This is a genomic window from Lysinibacillus sp. NPDC094403, assembly GCF_050278745.1.
Taxonomy (GTDB): domain Bacteria; phylum Bacillota; class Bacilli; order Bacillales_A; family Planococcaceae; genus Lysinibacillus.
Genome location: NZ_JBNNTL010000002.1, coordinates 422,067 through 443,039 on the forward strand (window position 1 = coordinate 422,067; position 20,973 = coordinate 443,039).

A 20,973-nucleotide genomic window follows, 5' to 3' on the forward strand; every position below is an offset into this window, starting at 1 on the left:
GAAGGTTTTATATTCCTGAAAGAAATCGTCATAGGCTTCAATTTTGTTTTCAAAAAGCCTATATTGTTTAAACTAATCAAAGAAAGGATTATGTAATATCTCAATTTGATCTTGTGGGATGTTATTTATCTTACCTGTTAATAGCTTGTCTTTTCCATTGGCCGTTTTCGTATAGATTGTTGCTATTGATACTTATTATTGGACATTTTTCATCCTAATCGAACTTACCGTTTTCAGACTCCAATTTAATAAAACCTTCTAAATTTGAGGTATATTCCTCTATTTCAGTGGTTTTGTAGTTCCAAATATAAATTTTATCATTCATTTTCCCGTTAATAACTTGAAGACATAATTAACTCCCTGTACCATCCGCACCCGTTTCTTTATTTACCTGAACAAAAAAGCCCAATTTCTCAATAGTATTATCGAGAAATTGGACCATTCACCATATATTTTTCAATAGCCTGATAATCATTCTAGGAATAAATATTAAAATGTTCCATATTATTTCAGAGACAATCGAATTTTTAATCTCTATCATCAATTCTTTACCATACTGTCTTGTATTTCTTTTTTTCATTCTTTATATTCAGTCTCCAGCTAGTTCATGAGTGCTCAACTTTGATTAATGCCTTGATTTCTTTTATTTGTCCAATATGTCGTTGTTCATGAAAATAAATTTGTTCTACCCATTGATCAAGGGCTAATTCCCCAATAGCAGGATGCTTCACGGATTTTTCTGCTAATATTGTTGGATCTTCAATTGTATCAAGGAGAGTTGTTAATTTTTTTCTCGAATCGTCAAGCAACTTAATGATTTCCTGAACTGTAAAAACGTCTTCAGCAGGTTCAACAATTTTGGGTGCTATAATTTTCTTTGTTCTATCTACAATAAGTTGAACATTTTTACGATCAGTTTGTTTATTATCAACTTGCTTTAATCCCCATACAATCGCCTTTACTGAAGACTCCTCCACTAAAACTAAGTGATGGCAGACCTGGGCAATACTCCAACTGTTAGCATCAGGCTTAGCATTCAACTGAGTATCACTTAATACTTTAATCTCTTCTACTAAGTCATTTCTTGTTTCACGTAGATGATCGTTTATTAATTGATTCAAGCTACTCCTCCTCATCAAAAGGATTTTTGATACCTATTCTGTATAAGGTCTATACAATGTAAAGATTCTATTAGATTAATTAAATTTCCTTTAATATTTTGCAAAATTGTCTTAAAAATTATTTTGCTCGAACAATATTAAATGGATTATTTTCGAGTACATGTTGCAGCTCTTCATCTTCGATATGCGTATAAATTTGTGTCGTTGCAACACTTGAATGGCCTAGTATATGCTGAAGACTTCTAATATCCGCTCCTGATTTATACATCATTGTAGCAGATGTATGACGTAACTTATGTGGTGTCAGTCTTTCTTTTTGAAGTCCAGATTGCTGATTAATTTGTTTAACGATTTTAGCAACAGTTTGACGGGTAAAGCGTGTGCCCTTTTGTGAGACGAAAAGAGGCTCCTCTCCCTCACCTTGATATTGTTTCTTTCCGCTATTTTCATAATCAGCAAGTGCCTGCGTACAGCTATCATTCAAGTACACTGTCCGTTCCTTGTTTCCTTTACCAACAACAGTTAAGTAGCGCCCTTGTATGGATGATCTATTTAGCTGACAAAGCTCTGTAACACGAATCCCTAAATTCAAGAAAAACATCATCATACAATAATTTCGTGGTGAAGCACGATTTGGCTGGATGCCATCGATAAATTGTGTAGCCTCCTCGATATTCATATAAATAGGTCTTTTTCGTCCTATTTTTGGTGTTTCTAATTCATCTGCGGGATTCTCCTCTAGAAGACGTCTTTTCCCTTTTAAATATTTAAAAAATGACTTCAACGTTGCTACTTTACGTGCCCTCGCTGATGCAGAATTCCCACGTTGCACCTCGCAATATTCCATAAATAAATAGAGATCCTCTAGTGTCATTTCTCGAATTTCTTCTATTGAAATAGTAGAAATATCTATTTTCGTTAAATTTGATATATCATGATCATTTTGAATTGCTATGTAGAAACGGAAGAATAATGTCAAATCATATTCGTATTCTTTTCTTGTGCGATGAGACTTCCCTTTAATTGTCGTTAAGTAGACAAGGAAATCCCTCATTATTTTAGGAAGCTTCGTCTTTTCCATAAAATCACCTCTATTTGCTCTATTTTACCACGAAAAAACGTTCCCAAATATAAATTTGGGAACTTTATGGTGAAAAAATGCCCTTTTTTACACATTGGAACGAACGTTCTGTTTTAGGGCAGTAAAAAAGATGATTCTCTTTTAGAAAGAAAATCACCTTTTTTAAAAAAATTTTTAAAAATTTCACTTTTTAGGTATAAAACTCAAAAAAAATGAATATTTAAATCTAGTGAACTAAATGCTGTGAGACGATTTGAAAAACGAAAAGACGGGTAACTATACGTGTCGATTCTTCTCACAATGCGCATGGAATTATATGGTTTTTGTCAATTCCTGACGCAATGTTTATTTAGCGACAGCTAAAATTACGTCAAGGCGAAATGCGTTTACTTAACAAAAATACTATACGCCCCATCCACTTGTTTTGCTAGAGACCAGTTTGTTGAAAGCATATGTTGAAGCTTCTCTATAGTTTCTTCATTACAAGTTAACTGCTGGATTCCTGTTTCTAACAATTGATAATCCTTACCTTCTTCTAATTGAAAACGAAGATATAGTAAACGTTCAATGCCTGGCAAAGTTACATACTTAATACGGTAGTTACCATGCAGAGCGTCTAAGAACGATTGTTCCCCTTCTTGATAAAGTGCCATTGTTTCGGAAAATTCATAGTTTGGTGCTTTTTCCTGCCAAACTGATACATCCCCTGTTTGCAATGTGCGCACAATCTCCTCATCAGTAAAATCTAGTTTTGAAAGCTTGTCTAGCTCGTAAGCTTGCATTAAATTAATGATTGTCATTTTTTTAGCTCCTTTTATGTATTCTTCTTAGTTTAACACGTTTTCTCTACTACTTAAATTCGGAGGGCGATCCATATGATGAAGTACTATGAATCTGGTTTGTTTTTTGATGAAATGTTAGATGGCAATCAACCGAAGCCTCATTATCGGTCTTTCCACCATAAGCTCAGTGCTTTCTCAAAGGAACAATTAGAAGAAAAATATCAACAAGCACAATCAAGATTCCTTAAACAAGGCATTACATTTACAGTATACGGAGCACAAGGTGGAACAGAGCGGACAATGCCCTTTGATTTTATACCTATTATTATTCCACATGAACAGTGGAAAGTAATTGAATCTGGTGTGAAGCAACGTGTCAAAGCCTTAAATTGCTTTTTACATGATGTCTACCATGAACAGTCTATTTTGGAGTCTGGACTTATACCGAAACAGCTTGTTGAAAATAATCCGTATTATTATAAAGAAATGCTTGGTGTAAAAGTACCTATCGATAATCATATTTTTTTAGCTGGTATCGATTTGATTCGTGATGAAAGTGGCTTTTACTACGTGTTAGAAGATAATTTGCGCAATCCTTCAGGTATATCTTATGTTTTTCAAAATCGATCTGTTATGAAGGAAGTGTATCCTGAATTTTTCTCTAAACATACTATTCAGTCACTTGACAAACAAATGTCCTTTATGAAGAAGGCACTCCTTGCCCACCGACCACCTAGTATGAAGCCAGATGTAGAACCTAAAGCTGTCCTATTAACAGCAGGCATGTATAATTCGGCATATTACGATCATGTCTTTTTAGCACAGCAGCTCAATATTCAGCTTGTCGAAGGGCATGATTTAGTTGTACAAGACAATAAGGTGTACATGAAGACAATCTACGGTCTAGAGCAAATTGATATTATTTATCGTCGAATTGATGATGATTTCTTAGACCCTGTTGTTTTTCGTGAGGATTCTTTACTTGGAGTTCCTTATATTATGGATGCTTATAAAGCTGGCAATATTGCTATTTTAAATGCTGTTGGTAACGGTGTTGCAGATGATAAAGCGATGTATGCTTATGTACCGGATATGATTCGTTTCTATTTGAAAGAAGAACCTATTTTACGTAATGTGAAGACCTATCATCTAGCTGATGATAGGCAGCGAGATTGGGTCCTTGAGCATATGAGAGAGCTTGTCATAAAAAATGTAAGTGCCTCTGGTGGCTATGATATGCTTATTGGTCCGCATGCGAGTGAAGAAGAAATTGCTATTTTTCAAGAAAAAATTATGGATAACCCGTTTCAATACATTGCACAACCTACGATCAACCTGTCTAGAGCACCTGCTTTCCAGGATGGGAGATTCTACCCTTGCCATGTCGATTTGCGTGTTTATGCGATGAAGGGTGAGGATATTTATGTGCTTCCTGGTGGATTGTCGCGTGTGGCATTAAAAGAAGGATCTTTAGTCGTGAATTCTTCACAGGGCGGCGGAGCAAAAGATACATGGATATTAAAGGAGGAATTGCAGTATGCTAAGTCGAGTAGCCGATGCACTATACTGGATGGCACGATATAGTGAACGATCACAAACGAATGCACATATATTACAAGTACAGCTGTTGAATATGTTGGAGCAATCTGGGAAAGAAAATGAATACATCGATCATTGGGAAGCCGTGTTGGATATTTGTGCCTCGAAGGAAGAGTATTTGACCTATTATGAGTCGATTCGAGTTAATCCACTTATCGAATATCTACTCTATTCAAATAATAACTGTAATTCCCTCCATGCTACTTTACGTGCAGTTAGAGAAAATGCGCGTATAACTCGAGATAGTATCCCGATTGAGCTTTGGGAATTGCAAAATGCCTTCTATCTATCCTTGCAGCAAGAAATATTGGAACGTGAAAGACCAATTCCATTAATCGTTCTTAACTCTTTTTTACAAAACGTTCGAAATACTTCATTGACGGTTACAGGGCTTATCGAAGGCTCGATGGATCGAGATTTACCCTTTTATTTCATGCAAGTTGGGAAATGGTTAGAACGTTTAGAAAAGACGATTCGTATGACTTTGATTATACTGGAGCAACATAAGGGAATAGCCGTCTCCTTAATAGAAGCGGACGGATCGTTTTTACTCGATTTATCGAAGGCAACAGAGTCTTATTTGAGAAAAAATCGCCAAACCAATTTACTTTGTGTCATTCAATATTTGTTACAGGATAAGCATTTCCCACGTTCAGTGATGTTTTGCTTACAAAAATTAGAGGAAGCGTTTATTTGTTTAGAAAACGATCCTCTTTCAGCAAGATTTTTAGAGCTTCGTACCCCATTAAAGAGTTTATTATTTGCCATGATGAATGTAGATTTATGGAATATTACCATAGAGGAAACTATTTTGTTAATGGAGGAAAGATTGTGTCAATGTATTGATTTTGGCAATACATTTTCAACAATTTATCATTTAGATGAACCCAGCGTACAAACTTGAAAGGAATCAACGACAGCTCCCTTTCAACAAGCAAGTCAGTAATCCAAAGGAAGCGGACACAATGAAATTTGAAATTCAACATACTAATATTTTTCAATATGAGTCTGAAGTCGATCAAAGCTTAAATACAATCCGCTTAAAGCCAAGAGGCGATGAGCGTCAGCGCTTATTATCCTATCGAATTGCCATTACACCTTCATCATTAACGCGTGAGCATACAGATATTTGGGGCAATACGGTTGGCACTTTTTATATACCTGAGCAGCACCAAGAGCTAGAAATTCAAACGACATCTATTGTTAGTATTCAACGTGCACCCTTTATCCATCGCATTCAATATTCACACGAAATGCAGACGATTTTTCACTCTCAGCTGTTTTATGAGCATTATTTACCCTATTTAAAGTCTACACATTTTACGTATATGACAGAAAATCAGTTAGAGGAAGTTTATCATGCAATTGGTCATGCTGAAAATCCTGTGCTTTTTTCATTAAATTTAATGCAATATTTATACTCTACTTTTGAATACGTTCCTGGAGCAACCAATGTTACAACAACTGCAAGTGAAGCCTTCGCCCTTAAGCGAGGTGTTTGTCAAGATTTCACACATGTCATGCTTGCGGTGCTAAGGGCTAAAGGAATTCCAGCACGTTATGTTAGCGGTTATTTATATGTCGATGAAAACTCTGCCCTCGTCGGTGATATTGCAACCCATGCTTGGGTAGAAGTCATGATACCAGGGATCGGCTGGATTGGTTTAGATCCAACTAATAATGTTGAAGTATTAGAAAATCACATTATATTATGCATTGGTCGTGATTATTCTGATATAAGCCCTGTTGAAGGTGTTTATTCAGGTGGAAAACATGATTTATCTGTTAAAGTGAGCGTTAAAGCTTTGAATCATTTGTAACCAAAAAGTCGGTTCCTTACCAAAAGGAATCCGACTTTTTTAGATGGCTTATTTAGCAACGCCCGACATTCTAACTTTTTTTCACTTTGAATGCTTGGTTACTTATTTCGCTAAAGTCAGCAGCATTTCAAGAATTGTTTTACATGCTACTGTTGTTGATGCTCCGGATGGGTCGAATTGTGGAGATAATTCTACCACATCCGCTGCAACTCTATTTATGATGCGGTTCACCGCACCTATTTAAGTTCTAGCTGCATTTTTTATAAAAATATAAACTATTTTATGCAAAATTTCGAACATCGTTATTTCGGCCAAATTTATAAACCGAGACTAGAAAAAATACGGCAGCAAACGCTAATAGAATCATAAAATTAAGGTAAAGACTGCCAAAATGATATCCTTGCTGTAGTTGGCTTATAGTATCAAGGACCCATCGCTGTGGTATAAAGTTGGCAATTTTTTGGACAGTCTTCGGCATAATATCAAAGGGAAAAAAACAACCTGCCAAGAGACACGATGGTGTAAAGATTAAATTTTGCATCGCACTCGCTGCCCTGGAACTGTTAGAAAAGGAAACAATCATTAACGATAAACCTGCTGCCACTAAAGCAAACAAGATTAAAATGATTGACATTTGCCAAATGGGCACATGCATCTCAATGTGGAAGACATTCGTTACAACCAGTAGCGTAAAGATGATTTGGACAATCATTACCAGCATACTGACCGCTATATTCGCAAGCACATACTTTCTGGCATTAATCGGCGTTGATAACAGACGGAAATAGGTACGATTTTCTTTTTCTTTCATAATGATTCCCGCAAAGTTTCCTGCTGATAATAGCATAATCATTAACAAAAAGCCGATGGTCCAATTCGTCATATTTTTACCCTTTGAGGTATCTTGCAGTGTCTCTACATGAAACTTGAAATCAGCTTGTTGATAGCGGGCAGACATTTTTTGATACGCATTTTGATCACCATCTGCAGCCTTATTTAAGGCCATAACATTATCAAGATACTGGTAAAGATATGCTTTTACAAAGCCGGTAACTTCTGCTCCTTTAATCGAGACAAGCTGTATATGCTTCGGGTTTCCGGTTTGAATACTTTCCGAGAATCCTTCGTCCAAAATAATCGCACAATCTAATTTCCCCGCAGCAATTTGCTCTTTCATAGAAGATTCATTGACCTTAATCAGGCTCATATTTTCCAAGTGGTTTAGAAAATTTACTGTATCTCCCGCAATCTGCCCCGAGTCATGATTGATCACCCCAACTTTCAGTGCTTGTTGGCTGCTTCCTCCATAAGCCAGAAAGGCAATGACAATTCCGATAAGTGGCATGCCAAAGTATAGAAGGATATTTCTTTTTTTTCTAAAAGTCACACTAAGAATTTTCTTCATCAGCCAGATTACATCTTTCATCATAATCCCTCCTGTCTTTGGAATGAAACTATGGCAACCGTTAAAAATAGAAGCGCAATCCCAAGATTTAAGGTGATTGGCAGCATCGCAGCCGATAGGTCATTGGCATAGATGATTTTCGTAATCCCCTGGTTGGACCATGTAAGTGGGGATAATTCCATTATAAATTTAAATGCCCCCGTTGGATCTTCAATTTTGAAATAGGCGCCACCAAAGTATGACGCAAGCTGAATCACTAGGGTGGTGATTAATTTTGAGGCCTCATGTGTTTTGATCAAATAGCTAACACCAAGGCCGAAACTGACCGCCAGGAATACTTCCGATATTAGGATAAGAAGAATCCACCCAATATGACTTCCCCAGTCCGCTTTGTACACATAGTGGCTAAAGATAACAAGTACAATAATACAAATCATGTTAACAAGAACACAGCCAATAATTTTTCCGAGAAAAATCTCACCTTTTCGAATCGGGGCAGCTAACAATCGAATCGAAGTATGATTGACTCTTTCATCGCGAAGAAGTCCTATCCCATACAACGCAGAATAAAGGGCAATCATCGTCGTCATTACAATCGCATAGTAGTCCATTGAACCAGGCTTCTTCAATGACTGCAGTGAAGATTCTGTTATAAAATCATGCTTGGTCGGGCTTGCTAAAACGGTACTGACTTTTGCTGGATCAACACTTGCTACCGCAGCCGTAAGATTATATTTATCGGCAAATGCGGTCAGCATCCCTTGGAGAATACTCTCCTCGATGCTATTTTGGCTACTGCCATATAATTTGAATCCTTTATTGGTCACCTCAACAAAGGCAGTGTAGTGATTTTCTTCTACCTCCTTTTGTCCGTTCATCCCATCAGCTGCCTTCTTAAAATTAATGCCGGTATCTTTAGCTTCCTTGATAAACGTTTGAAAATAGGAGGAAATCTCTGAACTAGCAGTAGTTTTATATAAAACATGAACATTGTCGACTTTTATTTTTTGATCAAAATCATTTGATAAGGCGGAACCAAGAATCAACATCAGGACAATGGGAAAAGCCAACATGAAGATAAATGTATGGTAATCCCTGAAACTTACTTTAAGTTCCTTCCAAATAATATTAAGTACATTCATAGAAATAACCTCCTTTCTAATCTCTTAAGTTCCTTCCAGTAAGTGTTAGAAATACGGTTTCCAGATTCGGTTCCTTTTCCTCCAGTGAACTGATTTCAATCCCTTGATTCATTAAATACAAAAGAATATTATTTAAATTGTTTACGTCTATTTCCGAATTGATTTTGATCAGGTTCTCTTCCGAAAGGACAGACTTTACCCCATTGATTTCCTTGATCTTCTCTAAATCGATTTGTTCAATCGATTTTGTCTCAATCCAAATATCCTTTGTATTGGTAATAATCGCGATTAATTGCTCCTTCGTGCCTTCCGCAATCACCTTGCCGTGATCCATAATGGAAATCCGTGTACAGATTTCCTCCACCTCTTCCATATAGTGGCTTGTATAAATAATCGTGCATCCCATCTCATTTAACTTGCGAATCGATTGTAGGATATAGTTCCGCGAATGCGGGTCAATTCCGACCGTTGGCTCATCCATAATAATCAACTTCGGACGATGGGCAATGGCACAAGCAATATTCAACCGTCTTTTCATCCCGCCGGAAAAATTCTTCGGATACTCCTTCTGCTTATCAAGCAGGCCAACAAATTCTAATGCCTTTTGAGCCAGAGCTGTTAATTCCTCCCCTCTTAGCCCATATAATCCGGCAAAAAATTTCACATTTTCAAAAGTAGTGAGTTCTTCATAGATCGCCAAATCCTGTGGCACAATCCCGATATTCATCTTTGCAAAGCGGCTGTGTTTCCCGCTGTTTTTCCCAAGAATGTTAATTTCACCTTCGCCGTAACGCAAGAGCCCGGCAATCAGATTAATAGTGGTACTTTTTCCAGCACCATTGGGTCCTAAAAGCCCAAAAATTTCACCTTCGCTTATGGAAAAAGATATATTATCAACAGCAAGAAAATCATCAAACTTTTTTGTTAAATTTTTCACTTCAAGTACCTTCAAATGATTTCACCCCTCGTTAACTTTCTGTATTCATTATAAAAAAAAAGATGAAGCCGCATAAGTGCAACAATTCATCCTTTTCACATGAGAAATTTCATATTTTTATAGTTATCTTTTTCATTGGAACATTGGTTCAGGAACCATGTGTATTTTTCACAATTATATTGTTTATTGGATTGGAATTAACATCGTGACTGAAAAGCCATGGGATCCGTCCACAATAATCTTTCCATTGATCGATGCAGTCCGCTCCTCCATTCCAATCAATCCAAGCCCTTTTTTTACCTTTTGGATTCCAACTCCATTATCTTTCACTTCCACTTTGATCATCGTGTTGAGGACGTGAATTTCAATGGAAACCATCGTCGCTTCCGAATATTTAAGGGCGTTAGTTAAGGCCTCTGTCAAATTTTCCTGAATAATTTTCCACTGAATCGGGGCAATCCGTTCCATATTTCCCTTATAAACAAAGGGCATATCCATCGTATGTTTGGCAGAAAACTCTTCTATGAATAATTTCACCCTATTAATGCCCATTTGTTCTGTAGGCGGCTTTAAATTTTTCAGGGTCATTCGGATATTTTCGATACCCAATTTTGAAATATTAATAGCATTTTGCAACAATTCTAGAGCTTTCACCTGATCAGATCCCACCAACCGCTTGGCCGCCTCCATTTGTATAAGAGCGCCGGTCATCGCGTGGCCAATTTTATCATGAAATACTTGGGCAAGGCGATTCCTCTCCTCCAATTTAAACGTATATTCAGATTGCCTGATGAATTCATTATTTTCATTCAAGCTTTTCGTTATCTTCTGAAGATTTTTCCTCATCATATCCAATTGATCCTCTTGCCTTTGCAGCCGTGTAACAAATTGCAGAAGCATCATATAAATGAGACAACTTAGAGCTGCCACCAGTCCATATTGAAAACTTAAATCATCTTGAAGCCAAATCAGCGGCAGAAATACCAAGATTAACATAATAAACCGTTTTTCTAGATTAATAGGGAAAAATTCGCATACATTTAACGGCAGCAAAAAGATAAAAAATGGATGTACCTTATAAAAGGAAAAAATAATTTGGACCAGTGAGAGAACTAGAACAACCTTCTTTATCCTTTGCCGCTTCACGATATAGAGCACAATATTGATGATCAAATAGGTCAGAAGGGAAAAAATAATCCAGGGGATATTCTCGACCGGGAATGTGTCATGAATAAACCAGAGCGACAAATATCCAAATAATATGAGTTTACTAAGAATGATGAAGAATTCCATGTTAGTGAATTCTTCCCGTTAAAAAGTAAATCGCAATTTGCGTGCGATGACTCAACCCCGTTTTATTAAAAATAGAAGTAATATAGTTAGCAATCGTTCCTTCTGAAATATAAAGTTGTTTAGAAATTTCCTTATTTGAAAACCCCTTTGCAATTAAAGCCATGATATCCAATTCCCGCTCACTAAACAGGCTCGTATCTACTTTACTTTCCTGCTTATCTTCTATTAAATTGGATTTTATTTTCTCCAACACAACGTCCTGCATAATGGTATTGCCATTATACACACTAGTAATCGCTTCACGAATTCGTTCCGGGTCATTATTTTTCAATAAATAGCCTTTGGCGCCATTCTTAATGGCATCCAAAATATACTCGTCATCATCAAAAGTAGTAATAATTAACGGCTTTGTCTTTGTTTGTTCACTAATTAATTTGGTTGCTTCCACACCATTCATATTCGGCATCCGCACATCTAATAAAACCACATCGATTTCATGATGTTTACAGTAATTCACCGCCTCTAGCCCGTCATTTACCGCAGCTACCACTTCGAATTCTTCATATGTATTTAAAATAATTTTCATTCCTTCACGAATAAAGGAATTATCATCAGCAATCAGCACTTTGATTTTCAAAATTCCACCATCCTCTCCCATTATCATAGCAAGGATGGTGTCATAACGCACTAATAAACGTTAGAAAATATTCGACTTTTAGGTAAGAATTTGAAAATAAGAACAGTTCCTATATATCGATTAATCGACAAAATGAATACAAATATACTTGTGGTAAATAAGCAACGAAAAAAAGGAGACTTTGAGAAATGAAGTTCAAAGTCTCCTTAGAATATCAGCATGCTATCTAGTTCTTATTGAAAAGTAGCCAAAGGTTTGTCCTCTATGCTTATTTCAATTTAACCCCTGTAGAAATCTCTTACTTTACTAGACCGTGTGGGTCGATGACGAATTTTCTGGCAGCCCCTCTATCAAAATCTTGATATGCCATTGGAGCTTCGTCTAATGATATTACTGTAGCATTAACAGCTTTCGCAATTTGAGCTCTTCCACTCAAAATTGCCGCCATTAAATCGCGATGATATTTCATAACAGGTGTTTGACCAGTTACAAAAGTATGTGCTTTAGCCCATCCTAAGCCAAGACGAATTTTTAACGTACCAATTTTTGCATCCTCATCAATTCCACCAGGGTCTCCGGTTACGTAAAGACCCGGTATACCTAAACGTCCTCCAGCACGTGTTATTTGCATAATAGAATTTAAAACAGTAGCAGGTGCTTCAACTGCATTAGCTCCATGTGTAGATGCTTCAAATCCTACACAATCTACAGCACAATCTACTTCAGGTGCTCCAAGTATTTGGTCGATTTGCTCTCCTAGGTTTGAATGATTTCGTAAATTAACTGTTTCGCAACCAAAGCTTCTAGCTTGAGCTAACCTTTCTTCATTTAAATCTCCTACAATTACTACAGCGGCTCCTAGTAACTGAGCTGAATGAGCAGCAGCGAGACCAACTGGACCTGCACCTGCGATATACACAGTTGATCCCGGTTTCACACCCGCACTTACGGCACCATGATATCCAGTTGGAAATATATCTGAAAGCATTGTTAAATCTCTAATTTTCTCCATTGCTTGGTCTTTATCAGGAAATTTTAATAATTGGAAGTCGGCATAAGGCACCATTACATACTCAGATTGTCCTCCAACCCATCCTCCCATATCGACATAACCATATGCTGAACCAGGACGATCTGGATTTACATTCTCACAAATATGAGTATCCCGCTCCTTACAGCTACGGCACCGACCGCAAGCTATATTAAATGGAACAGAAACTAAATCACCTTTTTTAATAAATTCAACATCTCGGCCTACTTCAATCACTTCTCCTGTAATCTCGTGGCCTAGAACTAATCCTGTCGGAGCTGTAGTTCTCCCCCTCACCATATGCTGATCGCTTCCACAAATATTAGTTGTTACTACCTTTAAAATAACACCATGATCACATTTGCGTCCTACATTAAGTGGATTTACCCCTGGCCCATCTCGTAAAACTAAATCTGGAAAGCCAATATCTTGCACTTCTACTTTTCCGGAGCCCATATAGGCCACAGCTCTATTTCCAACCACTTGCAATTCCTCCCCTATATCATAAATTCATACAATCTATAAATATGGCTACTTTGTCCTAATCATTCCTATGAAAAAATAATATTCGTTCTAATTATTCATTTCTTGTTTAACGAAATGGCTCTATCTCTCACGTCTATTTCTCTACTTTACAATTGAATTCACCCATTTCAATTAAGTAGAGATTTTTTTCCTTGCAAACTGCATATGAACTAAAAGAAGAGAGTTTAGTCCATAAAGAACTGACTCTCTTCTTTTAGTTCATACTATATAGGTCTATTTTTTCTATTTAATCAACGCTCCATTAATGAATAGAATCTCACTTACTTATGGTACGGTTCTCCGTAACTAGTCTAAGTGCGGTTTTAACTAGTAACCTACTTTACACGGAAACGGTCAACACTCTGTTTCAATTCATCCGCCAGCCCATAAAGCTTAGCTGCAAAACTGGCTACCTCTTGCATGGCTGCAAGTTGTTCTTCTGATGAAGCGGCAATGTGAGCGGAGTCGGCTGAAGATGAATCTGCGATACCCTCCAGCACTGTTAGTGAAGCCGCAACTAACTCACTTCCTGATGACAGTTGTTCCGAAGCAGCAGATACTTCGTCAATCTGATCGGACACTTTCTGAATCGACTCCACGATCGAACTAAATGTTTGCCCTGCCTTATTCGCAATGTGTGTACCTGCCTGGGCTTCTGTCATTGATTTATCCAAAGAAACCACTGTTTTACTCGTGTGATCGCTGATGCCTTGGAGTATGTCAGTTATTTTCTCCGAAGAGATTTTGGACCGTTCAGCGAGTATACGAATTTCTTGAGCCACAACGGCAAAACCTTTACCATGCTCACCTGCTCGCGATGCCTCAATCGATGCGTTAAGTGCAAGCAAATTGGTCTGATTAGCAATGCTACCTATTAATGTAACCATTTCACTAACTTGATCGCTTAATTTCTTCAGTCCATGGATTGCTTCGACCGATGTTTTCAAGTTTTGTTCAATTGTGCTCATTTGGGCGACTGTTGTTTCTATATCCTTCATTCCTGCATTTGCGCTATCTGCTGTAGCCGAAGCCAATTCTGAGACGACGGAGGATGCATCTACGATTCTATGAATACCCATTCCCATTTCCTTCATTGATTGTTGACACTCATTAGTATGACGAAGTTGTTCATCGAGCCCAACAGCAATGTTTTGAATGGCACCTGTGATTTCTTGTGTAGCTGCTTCGGTCTGGGCAGCGCTTTCTTGTAATTGAGAAGAAGATATAGCAACTTCATTCGAAGAATTTTGTATGTTATGGGTCAATACCCGAAGTCCGCTAATCATCTGATTAAATGAACTTGCAGCCTTACCAATCTCATTATGGTTCAGTACAGGAATTTCAACGGTTAAATCGCCTTTCGAAGCATGTCCAGACACTTCAGCTAAACGTTCAAGCGGGCGCAACATTTTACGAAGAATGAATACAACCAACCCGATTAACATAAGTACAAAAAAAATACCAACCGTGATATTCGTCCATAGAATCCGTTGAAGATCCTTTTTAACAATCCCGTAATCGAAATCGACACCGAGCAACGCAACTGGTTTCCCGCTTCCGTCATTAATCGGCGCTAAATACGAGATGAAAGTTCCACCTTCATCAGTGTAAATATCAGTTAATGTGCTACCGTTTCTCATTGCATCTTCGTAACTTTTAAGAAATTCCGAATCTATTTCATATAACGTACCTAACTCTTCAGCATATTCAACTGGATCCCGACCATATTCTGAGTTATATAAGTATTCTTTGCCATCCTTCTTGATAATGTCCGGTGTTAATAAATAGACATCCACTACCATCTGATTGGATTTCATAGAATTCAAAATATTGGGGAGTTCCTCGAATGGTTTTCCCTCCAATGGTTGATGCTCAAGAATTGTCTTCGTTGCTTCGGCAACAAGAGGTTCATTTTGTTGAGTTATGGATTTGAATACTTTTCCATATTCATCAAATTGACGAAAGTACGCCCCACGTTGATCGCGTATGGACAGGGAAACCATTAATCCGATTACGATAATTATGAGGGCGGAGAGAAATAACGAGCTCGTAAATACTAAACTTCTAGATTTTACTTTTTTAGAGTGCTTAGTTGTCCTCCTGGTATTTAATAATTTTTTTCTTCCAATCAAGGGAAAATCCATTTTCATTACACCTTCTATTTTAGCTTTTATCTATAATAATACACATAGTTGCGATTAGATCCCCGCTTCACGCAAATATTGTAATCCTTTTTATTGTGGTGGAGGGCTTAATATTCATAGTAATACACTGTTTCAAATCAACCAGTTATACATAAGTTATACAATTATAAAATATTTGGAGTAAAGTTTATTTTAGTTCTCCCTTTATCCCTCGTATGTTCATCAAAGTTAGCAGCAAAGGTATTGAGCTATACTTAGAAAATAATTTAAATTTTCTTTACTTGAATTTTCGCTGTCAGGAAAGAGGCAGGGTTTTCTATAACAATTTCAGTCGGATAAAATTTAATAATAATTGAGGATGTATTTTTATAATCTCTATGTGTCATAGCATTATTATACATAGCAAAAGAAAATAAAAACAGCCCAACTAATCTCTTAGTTAGACTGTCATCTCAGAGCTATTTTCAACTTTATTAACAATTAATCTTCAGTAAAGTAGAAAAACTCACTAACTTATGATACGGTTCCCCGAAACTAATGTGAAATTGTATTACCTATTTTCGATCGTACGCCTATCTCAATTGTTAAATGATAAAACAGACATTTTTCTTCAAGTAACCTGCACCGTTAGCACAAGAAGCGATTGCTCTAATTGAACAATCGTCCTCCTTACTTTAAGTACATTTATTAATTTGCTATTTAAGGAATGATGCAAGGTGCATATATTAACTTCTTTTAGAAAATGTTTTTTGTAGCGAAAGCGAAGCGACAAGTAAAAGAGTCTCCCATCACTATAGGTGGTAGGACGAATGCGGCTTTAAATTACTTTTCAACGGGTGATTGGACACCCATTGAAAGAAGTTAAACATTTTTATAAATAATTCATCGTTATTCAAAACGCCCCTGTCTTTCAGTAAGCACCCATTTTCGTACATAACCCATTTTTTCCTGAATATTTTCGACTGTTTTTTCATTCTGAAATTCCTTTTGCATGACAGTATAGCGCAAATCGGTAGCTCTAACGTTTGTTCCAATATCCTTTGACATCGTTTGGAAAATTCGCTCAATTGTTTTTGTAGAGATGGATTTTGTTTGACTTACCTCACTAACCCACACCCATTCTCCCGACTTTTGTTCATGTAATTCCTCTGTTGCCACTTTATACTGTACTAACATGTCCATTAATATCGGAGAAAGCTTTATTGCTCTACGCCCATTATGGTTAGAAATGTAAAGCACCGATGAGTCGAAGTGAATATGAGACCATTTCATACGTACAAGCTCTGCGGGTTTACATCCAGTTTCCATCAGTATTTGGACAATGCAACCATTACGTCTTGCCAGCCATGCATGCTCCATTGTTTTAGCGTATTGAAAATAGGTTGGCCAGACGTTTGCTATAGCCATCAGTTGCTTCTTTGTCAGTAATGTTAAAGCTTCTTTATGCCTCTTTTTTGGCTGTAAAATGCTCTCATAGTCAAAGGGCTCAACCCACTCTCTTAGAAAGACAAAGTCTACAAAGCCTCGCAATGTAGCAATTTTATGATTAAATGTGTTGATATTTACGTAGGTCTCTTTTAAATAATTACTATATTTCAATAATAATTCTTTTAAATGATAATCCACATACAAGTAGTTGTTCTCAAGAGCAAACGCTAAAAATTGCTGTCCATCTAAATTGTATTGCTTTTTAGTAGCAGCACTTTTCTTTAAAGAATTTAAAAGTAATAAATAGCTGTTCCATGCCTCCCCTAGCGTGATCATGTGGTTACCTCCTTAATAACTGTGCGTGTTTTAATTTTAGTTTACTATATTTTGGGAGCGTAGGTTTACTATTAATTTATACAAATCGTAATGTCGGATAATCTGTACTATTCATACGCTATCCCGCTTCCAGTGTTCAAATGCTCCTTTTACAACGAAGAAACAAATGGTCCTCCAGCAGTGTCTCACATCTTTTGTTTTCTTACAATAGTATATTCGCGCTCTCTGTTGTAGTACAATTTCTTTAAAATGGCACTATTCTTGTATAACAAGGATGATTTACATGAAAATTCGTATAATTTAGTGTTTACTACCGTTTGTGTTATATAATAAGTTTATCAACTATAAAATGTAGGGGGCTTTTCAAGTATGCAAGTAAAAACAACTCGACTTGAAGCAGAAGACGCAAAAATTATTTATCAGGAAACAGCTGGGCTAGCAATTATTACGATCCATCGCCCACAGGCTAAAAACGCACTAACAGCAAATATGTGGGATCAATTAGCTAAAATTGCCCTACAAGTATTAGATAATCCCAAAAATAAAGTATTGATTTTACGCGGCTCTGGCGAAAACTTTACGGCTGGCTCTGATATTAAAGAATTCAACGCTATTTCCCTTGAAAAAGCCGAAGAAGCGTTTGTACATATGGAAAAAACGATTTCCACAATTGAGCATTTACCCATTCCTACGATTGGCGTAATTAACGGTCCCGCAATGGGCGCTGGTTTAGAGCTTGCATTAGCTTGTGATATCCGCATCGGCTCAGAAAAAGCAAAACTCGGTATCCCTGTCGGTAAATTAGGGATCACCTTAAATAACAAATTTGCTCAGCGTTTAGTTCAGCTAGTTGGCCCTTCTACGACGAAAGATTTAGTATTTACAGGTCGCATGTTTAAAGCTGAAGAAGCCTTCAAGCTTGGCATGCTTAACTACTTAGTCACTGAAAAAGACTTAAATAAATACATGATTCGCATGGGTAAGCTTGTTGCAGGAATGTCACCTGAATCTTTACTAGCTGTGAAGCAATCTGTTCAAGAATGCGTGGACAGCGTACCAACATTATGGCAAGGTTCAACACCGTTTGTAGGAAAGGATTTTACCGAGGGCTGCCGTGCCTTTGTGGAAAAACGTCAGCCACAATTTACGCGTCAACCGAAATAACAAACAGGTACTCTGCTCGCCTCTCGCGCGACTGGAGTACCTGTTTTTTAGGATTTTCGTTTAAGCACTACCGACTTTATATTAAGATGAATCGCATCTAATTCATAGCCGAAATGCTGTCGAAATTCTGACTGTATCGTTTTTTGTAATGCATACAATCGATCTGGTAAGGAATAATCAATGGGTAGCTTTAACTGTAAAGTAATCGTTGCTTGCGCTAGCTCACCTAATACGAATTGTACGTGCTCGACTTTGTGTACGATATCTTGCTTTACACAGCAATACGTTAGTAGCTGCACATAAACATGCTTTCCAATATCTATATACTCCTGTTGAAAATCAGGGCGAACAATCGTCGTCTCCCCTATTTTTTCACGCTTTGTAGAGAAAATCTCCATCCCTTTTTGAACGAGTCGTTTAAAAAAGTTTTGCTCGACTTGACGGTATGGTATTGGCATCACATGCTTTCCCTGGGTCTGTCGAATAAAGCGAGCTTTATCAATTTCTTTTTGAGAACGCACATCCTCAACATAGTAATATTTATCGATAGGACCAAGCTCAAGCTGTCTAGCTATTGTCTTTGTCATTTTATCGGACGTGCCGATCAGTAAAATCGACTGTACTTTATATGTATCAAGTGCTTTTTTTACTTCCTCACGGTGGGTGTTATCTGAAAAAATGGCTCGACGAACAGCTGTTATCGTATTTTTCTCAAATTTTGCAGAGATTCCTGCTACTTTCATACCATTTACAATGAAAAGACCATCATCAATTAGAGCCTCTACACCGATTTTATGGGCGAATACAAGTGCGCTTGTGCTTTTTCCTGTTCCACTTGGACCGCTTAAAGAATAAACATTCATTACTTACAGCTCCCTTCCATTTTATGATAGCAGAATCGTAACATTTTTTCTGTCAAAATTATTATTTTCAGCATTGACTAAAATATTTCCGCTAGTCTACGCACACATCTTCTCCATTTTAGAAATATATTCTTTTTTCAGAATAACTTTCCCTTTATGTGCTTTAGTATGATAAAATGTGAACTACTATTCTGTTATACAACTATAAGGAGTGTACTAGTTTGAAAATCCTACCATCTAAAAAAATGTCGTTATTTACACCAGCAATTTTCGGAGATTTAAAAAATCATGCCAAGCAACAGGAAGCTAAAGGTATGAAAATGATTGACTTAAGCTTAGGTAGTCCAGACCTACCCCCACACGCTAAAATTCGCGAACATTTATCGTATAGAGCGGGTTTAGCAGAATCTTACGGGTATACATTAACAGGCACACAACGTTTTTATGAAGCTGTTAGTCGCTATTATAAACGTCGTAGCAATGTAGAGTTAGATCCCGCTTCTGAAATCATTCAAACAATTGGCTCTCAAGAGGGATTAGTGCATTTACCAATCGCCTTCTGTGATCCAGGAGATATCGTATTATCCACAAACCCAGCTTACGTTGCCTATGATGCAGGGATTCATCTAGCAGGCGCGACACCTTACTATATGCCTCAAACGGCTGACAACGATTATTTACCAGACTTAGATGCTGTTCCTGAAGAAATAGCGCAAAAAGCAAAACTACTAATTTTAAACTTACCAGGTAATCCAGTGCCTGCAATGCCTTCGTTAGCCTATTTTGAAAAAGTCATTGCGTTTGCGAAAAAATATAATATCATCGTTTTACATGATGCGGCATACTCTGAATTCTACTTTACAGGAGATGGTCCAATCAGCTTCCTAGCCGCTCCAGGAGCAAAAGAAGTTGGGATGGAGATTAACTCTTTATCGAAAAGCTTTAGCCTTGCTGGTACACGTATCGCATATATCGCAGGTAATGCTGAGATGATTTCGATCTTAAAACAATTAAAATCAAATTTAGATTTCGGAATTTTCGAGCCAATACAAGATGCTGCGGTCGTAGCGCTTGATAACGCTGAGGAAATTACGACAAGCCTACGTGCAACATTCTCAGAACGTCATAAAACATTGATGAACGGCTTACGTGACTTAGGATGGGATGCAGCCCCTTCTGACGGTGGCATGTTCGTCTGGGCAAAGTATCCATTCGATATTGACTGCACAGAGCTAGCTTTTAAACTAATTGAACAAGCTGGTATCGTAACAGTCCCTGGTACAGTATTTGGATCAGCTGGACAAGGTTATTTACGTTTAGCCTTAGTACAACCAAAAGAATTGTTACAGGAAGCTGTTGATCGTTTAGCAAAAGTACATATTACCTCACAAAAATAATCAGATAAACAACATGAAAACCCTTCTAACTTTAATGGTTGGAAGGGTTTTTGCTATAGCTTACTATGTAATCTTCAAGTATCTGTTTATCAGGGGGACTAATATTTTGGAGTAAGCCTCCTCCCCATCATGAATAATATTCTTTACATTCAAATGCTGTAAGACGTTATAAACTTTTGTCAGCGATTGTTTAATGGTCGAGTTCCAACTACTTTACACAAATCCTATATATATCCCATAAGGGGGTAGTGTCAGGATAATGCTGATTT

General features: G+C 37.2%; 18 protein-coding genes. 5 read left to right on the forward strand and 13 right to left on the reverse strand.

Features of this window, described 5'->3' with window-relative positions; all coding sequences use genetic code 11:
- Positions 1-605: 605 nt before the first annotated feature.
- From ACQKMV_RS06325 to ACQKMV_RS06335, 3 genes are all read right to left on the reverse strand, one after another.
- Entirely contained in the window at positions 606-1,121 is a 516-nt protein-coding gene (locus ACQKMV_RS06325; protein WP_427502939.1) for a DinB family protein, read from the reverse strand.
- A 118-nt stretch (positions 1,122-1,239) separates the two neighbouring features.
- Entirely contained in the window at positions 1,240-2,202 is a 963-nt protein-coding gene (locus ACQKMV_RS06330; RefSeq protein ID WP_427502940.1) for a tyrosine recombinase XerC, read from the reverse strand.
- Positions 2,203-2,588: 386 nt separating this feature from the next.
- Positions 2,589-3,002: a hypothetical protein gene (locus tag ACQKMV_RS06335; RefSeq protein WP_427502941.1), complete on the reverse strand. Its 414-nt coding sequence runs from the start codon at positions 3,000-3,002 to the stop codon at positions 2,589-2,591.
- A gap of 75 nt (positions 3,003-3,077) precedes the next feature.
- On the opposite strand from ACQKMV_RS06335, the gene ACQKMV_RS06340 reads away from it, so the two are divergent.
- The 3 genes from ACQKMV_RS06340 (at position 3,078) to ACQKMV_RS06350 (ending at position 6,403) form a co-directional block, all read left to right on the forward strand.
- A complete protein-coding gene (locus tag ACQKMV_RS06340; protein WP_427502942.1) occupies positions 3,078-4,568 on the forward strand; it encodes a circularly permuted type 2 ATP-grasp protein in 1,491 nt (496 codons plus the stop codon).
- Positions 4,522-5,487: an alpha-E domain-containing protein gene (locus ACQKMV_RS06345; RefSeq protein ID WP_427502943.1), complete on the forward strand. Its 966-nt coding sequence runs from the start codon at positions 4,522-4,524 to the stop codon at positions 5,485-5,487. The genes ACQKMV_RS06340 and ACQKMV_RS06345 overlap by 47 nt, the downstream gene beginning before the upstream one ends.
- Before the next feature lie 61 nt (positions 5,488-5,548).
- Positions 5,549-6,403 carry a transglutaminase family protein gene (locus ACQKMV_RS06350; protein WP_427502944.1) on the forward strand — a complete coding sequence of 285 codons (855 nt, stop codon included), beginning with the start codon at positions 5,549-5,551 and terminating at the stop codon, positions 6,401-6,403.
- Positions 6,404-6,505: 102 nt separating this feature from the next.
- Here the strand turns inward: ACQKMV_RS06350 and ACQKMV_RS06355 are convergent, their stop codons facing one another.
- From ACQKMV_RS06355 to ACQKMV_RS06395, 9 genes are all read right to left on the reverse strand, one after another.
- Positions 6,506-6,634 (reverse strand): arginase family protein, encoded by a 129-nt coding sequence (locus ACQKMV_RS06355; protein WP_427502945.1) that lies wholly within the window; start codon positions 6,632-6,634, stop codon positions 6,506-6,508.
- A gap of 49 nt (positions 6,635-6,683) precedes the next feature.
- Complete coding sequence (locus tag ACQKMV_RS06360; RefSeq protein WP_427502947.1) at positions 6,684-7,829, reverse strand: ABC transporter permease; 1,146 nt, start codon at positions 7,827-7,829, stop codon at positions 6,684-6,686.
- On the reverse strand, positions 7,829-8,950 hold the full coding sequence (locus tag ACQKMV_RS06365; protein WP_427502948.1) for an ABC transporter permease: 1,122 nt from the start codon (positions 8,948-8,950) through the stop codon (positions 7,829-7,831). Before ACQKMV_RS06365 ends, ACQKMV_RS06360 begins: the two co-directional genes overlap by 1 nt.
- Before the next feature lie 16 nt (positions 8,951-8,966).
- Entirely contained in the window at positions 8,967-9,902 is a 936-nt protein-coding gene (locus ACQKMV_RS06370) for an ABC transporter ATP-binding protein (RefSeq protein ID WP_427502949.1), read from the reverse strand.
- Between the two features lie 168 nt (positions 9,903-10,070).
- Positions 10,071-11,180, reverse strand: a complete 1,110-nt coding sequence (locus tag ACQKMV_RS06375) for a sensor histidine kinase (RefSeq protein ID WP_427502950.1) — start codon at positions 11,178-11,180, stop codon at positions 10,071-10,073.
- A 1-nt stretch (position 11,181) separates the two neighbouring features.
- Complete coding sequence (locus tag ACQKMV_RS06380) at positions 11,182-11,817, reverse strand: response regulator (RefSeq protein ID WP_427502951.1); 636 nt, start codon at positions 11,815-11,817, stop codon at positions 11,182-11,184.
- Between the two features lie 298 nt (positions 11,818-12,115).
- On the reverse strand, positions 12,116-13,330 hold the full coding sequence (gene fdhA / locus ACQKMV_RS06385) for a formaldehyde dehydrogenase, glutathione-independent (RefSeq protein ID WP_427502952.1): 1,215 nt from the start codon (positions 13,328-13,330) through the stop codon (positions 12,116-12,118).
- A gap of 377 nt (positions 13,331-13,707) precedes the next feature.
- A complete protein-coding gene (locus ACQKMV_RS06390) occupies positions 13,708-15,522 on the reverse strand; it encodes a methyl-accepting chemotaxis protein (protein WP_427502953.1) in 1,815 nt (604 codons plus the stop codon).
- Positions 15,523-16,404: 882 nt separating this feature from the next.
- The gene (locus ACQKMV_RS06395; protein WP_427502954.1) at positions 16,405-17,280 is read right to left on the reverse strand and encodes a tyrosine-type recombinase/integrase; all 876 of its coding nucleotides are present in this window, start codon (positions 17,278-17,280) and stop codon (positions 16,405-16,407) included.
- Between the two features lie 369 nt (positions 17,281-17,649).
- Between ACQKMV_RS06395 and ACQKMV_RS06400 the strand changes: the two genes are divergently transcribed.
- Entirely contained in the window at positions 17,650-18,444 is a 795-nt protein-coding gene (locus ACQKMV_RS06400; protein WP_427424695.1) for an enoyl-CoA hydratase/isomerase family protein, read from the forward strand.
- Between the two features lie 47 nt (positions 18,445-18,491).
- On the opposite strand, the gene ACQKMV_RS06405 is transcribed toward ACQKMV_RS06400, so the two are convergent.
- Positions 18,492-19,307: a hypothetical protein gene (locus tag ACQKMV_RS06405; protein WP_427502955.1), complete on the reverse strand. Its 816-nt coding sequence runs from the start codon at positions 19,305-19,307 to the stop codon at positions 18,492-18,494.
- Positions 19,308-19,528: 221 nt separating this feature from the next.
- Here ACQKMV_RS06405 and ACQKMV_RS06410 point away from each other — a divergent pair, with 221 nt between their 5' ends.
- Positions 19,529-20,704, forward strand: a complete 1,176-nt coding sequence (locus ACQKMV_RS06410; protein ID WP_427502956.1) for an aminotransferase class I/II-fold pyridoxal phosphate-dependent enzyme — start codon at positions 19,529-19,531, stop codon at positions 20,702-20,704.
- The last annotated feature ends 269 nt before the right edge of the window (positions 20,705-20,973 follow it).

What these genes read in the sequence shown, in the direction of transcription:
- ACQKMV_RS06340 (WP_427502942.1), top strand. Translation starts at nt 3,078, where the DNA reads ATGATGAAGTACTATGAATCTGGTTTGTTTTTTGATGAAATGTTAGAT.
- ACQKMV_RS06365 (WP_427502948.1), bottom strand. Translation starts at nt 8,950, where the DNA reads ATGAATGTACTTAATATTATTTGGAAGGAACTTAAAGTAAGTTTCAGG.
- ACQKMV_RS06335 (WP_427502941.1), bottom strand. Translation starts at nt 3,002, where the DNA reads ATGACAATCATTAATTTAATGCAAGCTTACGAGCTAGACAAGCTTTCA.
- ACQKMV_RS06350 (WP_427502944.1), top strand. Translation starts at nt 5,549, where the DNA reads ATGAAATTTGAAATTCAACATACTAATATTTTTCAATATGAGTCTGAA.
- ACQKMV_RS06405 (WP_427502955.1), bottom strand. Translation starts at nt 19,307, where the DNA reads ATGAATGTTTATTCTTTAAGCGGTCCAAGTGGAACAGGAAAAAGCACA.
- ACQKMV_RS06395 (WP_427502954.1), bottom strand. Translation starts at nt 17,280, where the DNA reads ATGATCACGCTAGGGGAGGCATGGAACAGCTATTTATTACTTTTAAAT.
- ACQKMV_RS06345 (WP_427502943.1), top strand. Translation starts at nt 4,522, where the DNA reads ATGCTAAGTCGAGTAGCCGATGCACTATACTGGATGGCACGATATAGT.
- ACQKMV_RS06400 (WP_427424695.1), top strand. Translation starts at nt 17,650, where the DNA reads ATGCAAGTAAAAACAACTCGACTTGAAGCAGAAGACGCAAAAATTATT.
- ACQKMV_RS06360 (WP_427502947.1), bottom strand. Translation starts at nt 7,829, where the DNA reads ATGAAAGATGTAATCTGGCTGATGAAGAAAATTCTTAGTGTGACTTTT.
- ACQKMV_RS06330 (WP_427502940.1), bottom strand. Translation starts at nt 2,202, where the DNA reads ATGGAAAAGACGAAGCTTCCTAAAATAATGAGGGATTTCCTTGTCTAC.
- ACQKMV_RS06375 (WP_427502950.1), bottom strand. Translation starts at nt 11,180, where the DNA reads ATGGAATTCTTCATCATTCTTAGTAAACTCATATTATTTGGATATTTG.
- ACQKMV_RS06390 (WP_427502953.1), bottom strand. Translation starts at nt 15,522, where the DNA reads ATGAAAATGGATTTTCCCTTGATTGGAAGAAAAAAATTATTAAATACC.